7 protein-coding genes are annotated in these 6893 nt (G+C 68.4%); all 7 read left to right on the forward strand.

All coding sequences use genetic code 11. The features are described 5' to 3' along the window. The first annotated feature begins 257 nt into the window (after nt 1-257). Nucleotides 258-2162: a translational GTPase TypA gene (typA, locus tag MIC448_RS09035; RefSeq protein ID WP_036298529.1), complete on the forward strand. Its 1905-nt coding sequence runs from the start codon at nt 258-260 to the stop codon at nt 2160-2162. 191 nt (nt 2163-2353) lie between these two features. After that, on the forward strand, nt 2354-3094 hold the full coding sequence (locus MIC448_RS09040) for an AzlC family ABC transporter permease (RefSeq protein ID WP_036298530.1): 741 nt from the start codon (nt 2354-2356) through the stop codon (nt 3092-3094). Continuing rightward, a complete protein-coding gene (locus MIC448_RS09045; RefSeq protein ID WP_036298531.1) occupies nt 3091-3405 on the forward strand; it encodes an AzlD domain-containing protein in 315 nt (104 codons plus the stop codon). The genes MIC448_RS09040 and MIC448_RS09045 overlap by 4 nt, the downstream gene beginning before the upstream one ends. Before the next feature lie 31 nt (nt 3406-3436). Beyond that, entirely contained in the window at nt 3437-3850 is a 414-nt protein-coding gene (locus MIC448_RS09050; RefSeq protein ID WP_051513486.1) for a DUF6113 family protein, read from the forward strand. Between the two features lie 29 nt (nt 3851-3879). Next, nucleotides 3880-4200, forward strand: a complete 321-nt coding sequence (gene fdxA / locus MIC448_RS09055) for a ferredoxin (RefSeq protein WP_036298533.1) — start codon at nt 3880-3882, stop codon at nt 4198-4200. Between the two features lie 2 nt (nt 4201-4202). Further along, nucleotides 4203-5315: a succinyldiaminopimelate transaminase gene (gene dapC / locus MIC448_RS09060; protein ID WP_036298535.1), complete on the forward strand. Its 1113-nt coding sequence runs from the start codon at nt 4203-4205 to the stop codon at nt 5313-5315. Between the two features lie 280 nt (nt 5316-5595). Next, nucleotides 5596-6855: a citrate synthase gene (locus MIC448_RS09065; protein ID WP_036298539.1), complete on the forward strand. Its 1260-nt coding sequence runs from the start codon at nt 5596-5598 to the stop codon at nt 6853-6855. The last annotated feature ends 38 nt before the right edge of the window (nt 6856-6893 follow it).

Here is a 6893-nt window from a genome sequence, read left to right on the forward strand (position 1 = left end):
CTCGTTCCTCGCCGCGAGGGTAGCCGTTCCGTCCGCGAGGGTGCCCGTTCCGCGGCGCGAGAGTGTCAACCGGCCAAGGAAAGGGGCACCCTCGCGCGGGCAAAGGGGCACCCTCGCGCCGGGACGAAAAGGGCACTCGCCAGGCTCACAGCGGCCTGCGATAGGCTGAGGGGGACTGGACCCTTCGACATCGGCTGCTGAGCCTGTCGAAACACCGGGCCGTCTCTCACACTTCCCATCACTGCAAGGACCTTTTCATGGCGCGTGCCTTCCGTTCCGATCTCCGCAATGTCGCGATCGTCGCGCACGTCGACCACGGCAAGACGACCCTCGTCGACGCCATGCTCCGCCAGACCGGCTCGTTCGGTTCGCACGAGCACACAGAAGAGCGCGCGATGGACTCGAACGACCTCGAGCGCGAAAAGGGCATCACGATCCTCGCCAAGAACACGGCGGTCACCTACAAGGGTGTGCACGCGACCGACGGTCCCGTGACGATCAACGTCATCGACACCCCCGGCCACGCCGACTTCGGCGGCGAGGTCGAGCGCGGCCTGTCCATGGTCGACGGTGTCGTGCTGCTCGTCGATGCATCCGAGGGCCCGCTCCCGCAGACGCGGTTTGTGCTGCGCAAGGCGCTCGAGGCCAAGCTTCCCGTGATCCTGCTCGTCAACAAGACGGACCGCCCCGACGCGCGCATCGCCGAGGTCGAGGAAGAAAGCCACGACCTGCTGCTCGGACTCGCGTCCGACCTGGTCGACGACGTGCCGGACCTCGATGTCGACGCCCTGCTCGATGTCCCGGTCGTCTACGCCAGTGGCCGTGCCGGTGCTGCGTCGCTGAACCGTCCCGACAACGGTGCCCTGCCCGACAACGACGACCTCGAGCCGCTCTTCGGCGCGATCCTCGAGCACGTGCCGGCCCCGTCGTACGACGACGACGCGCCGCTGCAGGCCTGGGTCACGAACCTCGACTCGAGCCCGTTCCTCGGTCGCCTCGCCCTGCTGCGCGTCTTCAACGGCACGCTCAAGAAGGGCCAGACGGTCGCCTGGGTGCGCTCCGACGGCACGACCAGCAACGCCCGTATCACCGAGCTCTTCAAGACGCGCGCCCTCGAGCGCTACCCCGCGGATGACGCAGGCCCGGGTGACATCGTCGCGATCGCCGGCTTCCCCGACATCACGATCGGCGAGACGATCGCCGACCCCGAAGACATCCGTCCCCTCCCGGGCATCACGGTCGACGACCCCGCGATCTCGATGACGATCGGCACGAACACCTCGCCGCTGGTCGGCAAGGTCAAGGGTCACAAGCTCACCGCTCGGATGGTCAAGGACCGCCTCGACCGCGAGCTGATCGGTAACGTCTCGCTCAAGGTGCTGGACATCGGACGCCCGGATGCGTGGGAGGTGCAGGGTCGAGGAGAGCTGGCCCTCGCCATCCTGGTCGAGAACATGCGTCGCGAAGGGTTCGAACTGACCGTCGGCAAGCCCCAGGTGGTCACGAAGCAGGTCGATGGCAAGACGCACGAGCCCTTCGAGCACCTGACGATCGACGCTCCGGAGGAGTATCTCGGAGCGATCACGCAGCTGCTCGCGGCCCGCAAGGGCCGCATGGACAACATGACCAACCACGGCACCGGCTGGGTGCGCATGGAGTTCATCGTTCCCTCGCGCGGCCTGATCGGATTCCGCACCGAGTTCTTGACCACGACCCGCGGCACCGGCATCGCGAACGCGATCTCGCACGGCTACGAGCCCTGGGCTGGCGCGATCGTCACGCGCCAGAACGGTTCGATCGTTTCCGACCGCGCGGGTGTCGTCACGCCCTTCGCGATCATCGCCCTGCAGGAGCGCATGTCGTTCTTCGTTCAGCCCACGCAAGAGGTCTACGAGGGCATGGTCGTCGGCGAGAACTCGCGTGCCGATGACATGGACGTCAACATCACGAAGGAGAAGAAGCTCACGAACATGCGTGCCGCGAGCTCCGACACCTTCGAGTCGATGACGCCGCCGCGTCTGCTGACGCTGGAAGAGAGCCTGGAGTTCGCCCGCGACGACGAATGCGTCGAGGTCACGCCCGAGATCGTCCGCATCCGCAAGGTCGCGCTGGACGCGAACGAGCGCGCCCGCGCCACGGCACGACTCAAGCGCCAGGGCTGACCTCAGAAGCCGTAGCTGCACCGAGAGGACGCAACATGCCGTGCGGGGATAGGTCCCCGCGGCATGTTGCGTCCTCTCGCTGCATGCACGGGCGAATTCCGGGGGTCGGGCTGCGCGTCGCGGTGCCGGTGCGGCCACCGGATCTCGATCGGCATGCGGGAGCGCGCGCGCCCCGCGGATAGGCTCGAGGGATGCCCCAGCCGCCCGACTCCGAGGCGCGCCGCGCACGCAGGCAGGCGCTCGGGGTCGCTCTCGCGACGAGCGTCTATGGGGTGTCGTTCGGCGCCCTGTCCGTCGCATCCGGGCTCGATGTGTGGCAGACCTGCATCCTGAGCCTGGTGATGTTCACCGGGGGCTCGCAGTTCGCCTTCGTGGGCGTGATCGGCGCCGGGGGGCTGGCGGCGGCGCCCGCCGCGATCGCTTCGGCAGCCCTGCTCGGTGTGCGTAACGTCGCGTACGGCATGCGGATGTCTCCCGTCATCGGTCAGGGAGCGCTCCGTCGCGCGGGGGCCGCGCACTTCACGATCGACGAGTCGACCGCTGTCTCCCTCGCCCAGACCACGCCGCATGCCCGCACGCTCGGGTTCTGGCTGACCGGGCTCGGAATCTACGTCGGCTGGAACATCACGACGCTTCTCGGAGCCCTCCTGGGCGACGTCCTCGGCGACCCCAAGGCGTATGGCCTCGACGCCGCCGCCGCGGCCGCCTTCCTCGCGCTGCTGTGGCCGCGGCTCCGCGGGCGCCAGGCCATCGCCGTGGGTGTGGCCGCGGCGGTCGTCGCGACCGTCTTGACCCCGGGATTGATGCCCGGGATGCCCGTGCTGCTGGCCGCCGTCGTTGCGATCGTCGTGGGGTGGTTCAACTGGCTCGGCCGCGATGACGTGCCCCCTCCCGAGCCGCTCGACGTCCCGGAACGAGAGGGACTGCCATGACCCTCTGGACCGCGGTGCTGCTCGCATCCGTCATCTGTCTCGCGCTCAAGGCGGTCGGGTATCTGCTGCCGACCGCGTGGGTGCAGGCGCCTCGCCCGGCGCGCATCGCCGACCTGCTCACCGTCGCCCTGCTCGCGGCCCTGGTTGCCGTGCAGACCCTCGGTGCGGGCCAGGCGCTCGCCGTCGATGCGCGGGTGCCGGCCGTGCTGGTCGCCGCGGGGTTGCTCGCCATCCGCGCCCCGTTCCTCGTGGTGGTCGCTGCGGCAGCAGTGACGGCAGCCCTGCTCAGGCTCGCGGGCTGGGCCGTCTGAGTCGGGACTCGCGCGGGGTATCGTCGAGCCCATGCCGCAGTTCGTCTCACGCATCCCGACGTTGGTCATTGCCGCGCTCGCGGGCGCCGTTTTCGGCGTCGTCGGCACGGTCGCTCACGCGGCGACGATCTGGGGCATCCCGGTCGGCCTCGTCCTGGGGATCCTCGGGGCCGCGGCCCTGATGCTCGCCATCCGGCTGCTCGCCGATCGGTGGGCCTCGGTCGCAGCCGGCGTAGGCATAACGCTGGCCGTCATCGTGTTCTCGGGGGAGGGGCCCGGCGGATCCATCATCGCCCCCGCGGGCATGGCCGCTGTGATCTGGACGGTCGCCTGCCCGCTCGTCGCCGTGCTGATCGTGGCCTGGCCCGAGTTCCCGACGTCCACCCGGCCCGCTGCAGTCTCGGGGCCTGACGCGTCCGTCGGCGGCGACGCCGGCCGGATCTGAGCGCGTCCGCGCCGACATAGACTGGTCGGGTGACCTACGTGATCGCCCTCCCGTGCGTCGATGTGAAGGATCGTGCCTGCATCGACGAGTGCCCCGTCGACTGCATCTACGAGGGCGAACGATCGCTGTACATCCACCCGGATGAGTGCGTCGACTGCGGTGCTTGCGAGCCCGTGTGCCCGGTCGAGGCCATCTACTACGAAGATGACCTGCCCGCCGAGTGGAGCGACTACTACAAGGCCAACGTCGAGTTCTTCGACGACATCGGGTCCCCGGGTGGAGCAGCCAAGGTCGGCGTGATCCACAAGGATCATCCCGTCATCGAGGCGCTCCCTCCGCAGGAGCACTGAGCGTGGGGGTCCTGGGCCTCCCCGACTACCCGTGGGACCAGGTCGAGCCCTACGCGGCCCGGGCGCGGCAGCATCCGGATGGCATCGCGGATCTCTCGATCGGCTCGCCGGTCGATCCCACTCCCGACATCATCCGCCGGGCGCTCTCCGAGGCGACGGACGCGCACGCGTACCCGCAGACGGTCGGAACGCCCGCGCTTCGTGAGGCGATCGCCGAGTGGTTCGACCGCCGACGCGGTGTCGCCGGGCTCGAACCCCGCAACGTGCTGCCGACGATCGGGTCGAAAGAGCTCGTGGCCCTGCTGCCGACGCTCCTGGGGCTCGGCGAACGAGATGTGGTCGTGCATCCGCGCGCCGCGTATCCGACGTACGAGATCGGTGCGCGCGTTGCGGGAGCGATCCCGTTCGCGTCGGACGAACCGGACGAGTGGCCTGCCGGGACGCGCCTCGTCTGGCTCAACTCGCCCGGCAACCCCGATGGTGGAGTGCTGGATGCCCCGCAGCTCGCTCGCGCGGTCGCCCGTGCCCGCGAACTCGGCGCCGTCATCGCCGGCGACGAGTGTTATGCCGAGCTGGGCTGGGCTGGCCCGTGGGCGAACGAGCCCATCCCCAGCATCCTCGATCCGCGTGTCACGGGCGGTGACCCGACGGGCGTGCTGGCCGTGTATTCGCTCAGCAAGCAGTCGAACCTCGCCGGGTACCGTGCCGCGTTCCTGGCGGGTGACCCCGACCTGATCGCGCGCCTCGCCAACGTGCGCAAGCATCTCGGGCTCATGCTGCCCGGCCCTGTACAGGCGGCGATGGTCGTCGCCCTCGGTGACGACGCGCACGTCGCCGCGCAGAAGGAGTTGTATCGCGCCCGCCGCGCCGCGCTCAAGCCGGCGCTCGAGGCGGCCGGGTTCACGATCGACCGCAGCGAGGCCGGCCTCTACCTCTGGGCGACCGAGGGGCTCGACGCGTGGGACAGCATGGGGCGGCTGGCGGATCTCGGCATCCTCGCGGGCCCGGGCGTCTTCTACGGCGAGCACTTCCCGCAGCATGTGCGGCTCTCGCTCACGGCGACCGACGAGCGCATCGCCAGCGCGGCAGCGCGGCTCCGCGCGACCGTTTCGTAGACATCCACCATCGAATCCGCCGACGCTTTGGGCGGTTCGATAGTAGGCGCGATGGCCCACTAGGCTGTAACGACGCGGATGTCTGGGGCCGATCAGCCTCGACGCCGCCGTTCCGGTCTTCGCTTCACCAGCGTCGCGCCGAACGAAAGCCGCCCGCCGCGGCTGAACCCCCAGACGACGACAATCGCAAGGAGGCGCCGTGAGCAACGATGTCAATGAAGACGCCACGCAGAACGAATCGGGCAGCACGTCGGCAGCACCACAGCCCACGAAGGCGTTCTTGAGCATCGCTGATCGAACGGCGGAATTCCCCGTCCTGCAGGCAAGTGACGGTACTCCGAGCATCGATATCTCGACCTTCATGCGCCAGACCGGGCACACCACGCTCGACTACGGCTTCGTGAACACCGCCGCCACCAAGTCGGCGATCACCTTCATCGACGGCGACAAGGGGATCCTGCGCTATCGCGGTTACCCGATCGAGCAGCTCGCCACGCACTCGAGCTACCTCGAGGTCGCTTGGCTGCTCATCTACGGCGAGCTGCCGAGCGCCGACGAACTCGCGGCGTTCGATGACCGCATCCGTCACCACACGCTCCTGCACGAGGATCTCAAGCGCTTCTTCTCTGCCCTGCCCCACACGGCGCACCCGATGTCGGTGCTCTCGTCCGCCGTGTCGGCGCTGTCGACGTACTACGAGCGCGAGTCCGACCCGAACAACCCCGAGCACATCGAGCTCAACACGATCCGGATGCTCGCAAAGCTTCCCGTGATCGCGGCGTACGCGCACAAGAAGAGCGTCGGCCAGGCCTTCCTCTACCCCGACAACTCGCTGAGCTTCGTCGACAACTTCCTGAAGCTCAACTTCGGCGTGCTGAGCGAGATCTACGAGCCGAACCCGGTCATGTCGCGGGCGCTCGAACGCCTGCTGATCCTGCACGAAGACCACGAGCAGAACGCTTCCACGTCGACGGTGCGGCTTGTCGGATCCACCGGCGCGAACCAGTTCTCGTCGATCTCGGCGGGAATCAATGCGCTCTACGGACCGCTGCACGGTGGTGCCAACGAGGCCGTTCTCGACATGCTGGGCAAGATCCGCGACTCGGGCGAAAGCGTTGCGCGCTTCGTCGAGCGGGTCAAGAACAAGGAAGACGGGGTCAAGCTCATGGGCTTCGGCCACCGCGTCTACAAGAACTACGACCCGCGCGCCAAGCTCGTGAAGGAGTCGGCAGACGAGGTGCTCGAAGCGCTCGGCGTCAGCGACCCGCTCCTGGATCTGGCGAAGGAACTCGAAGAGCTGGCGCTCAGCGACGACTACTTCAAGGAGCGTCGCCTCTACCCGAACGTCGACTTCTACACCGGCGTGATCTACAAGGCGATGGGCTTCCCGACGCGCATGTTCACGGTGCTCTTCGCGATCGGCCGTCTGCCGGGCTGGCTCGCGCACTGGCGCGAGATGCAGCTCGATCCGCAGACGAAGATCGGTCGGCCGCAGCAGCTGTACACGGGTGCGCCCGAGCGCAACTACCCCGGCGTTTGACCCCCGCGCGGTCACTGAGCTTGTCGAAGTGACCCGTT

The sequence above is a fragment of the Microbacterium sp. C448 genome, from assembly GCF_000582705.2.
Taxonomy (GTDB): Bacteria; Actinomycetota; Actinomycetes; order Actinomycetales; family Microbacteriaceae; genus Microbacterium; species Microbacterium lacus_A.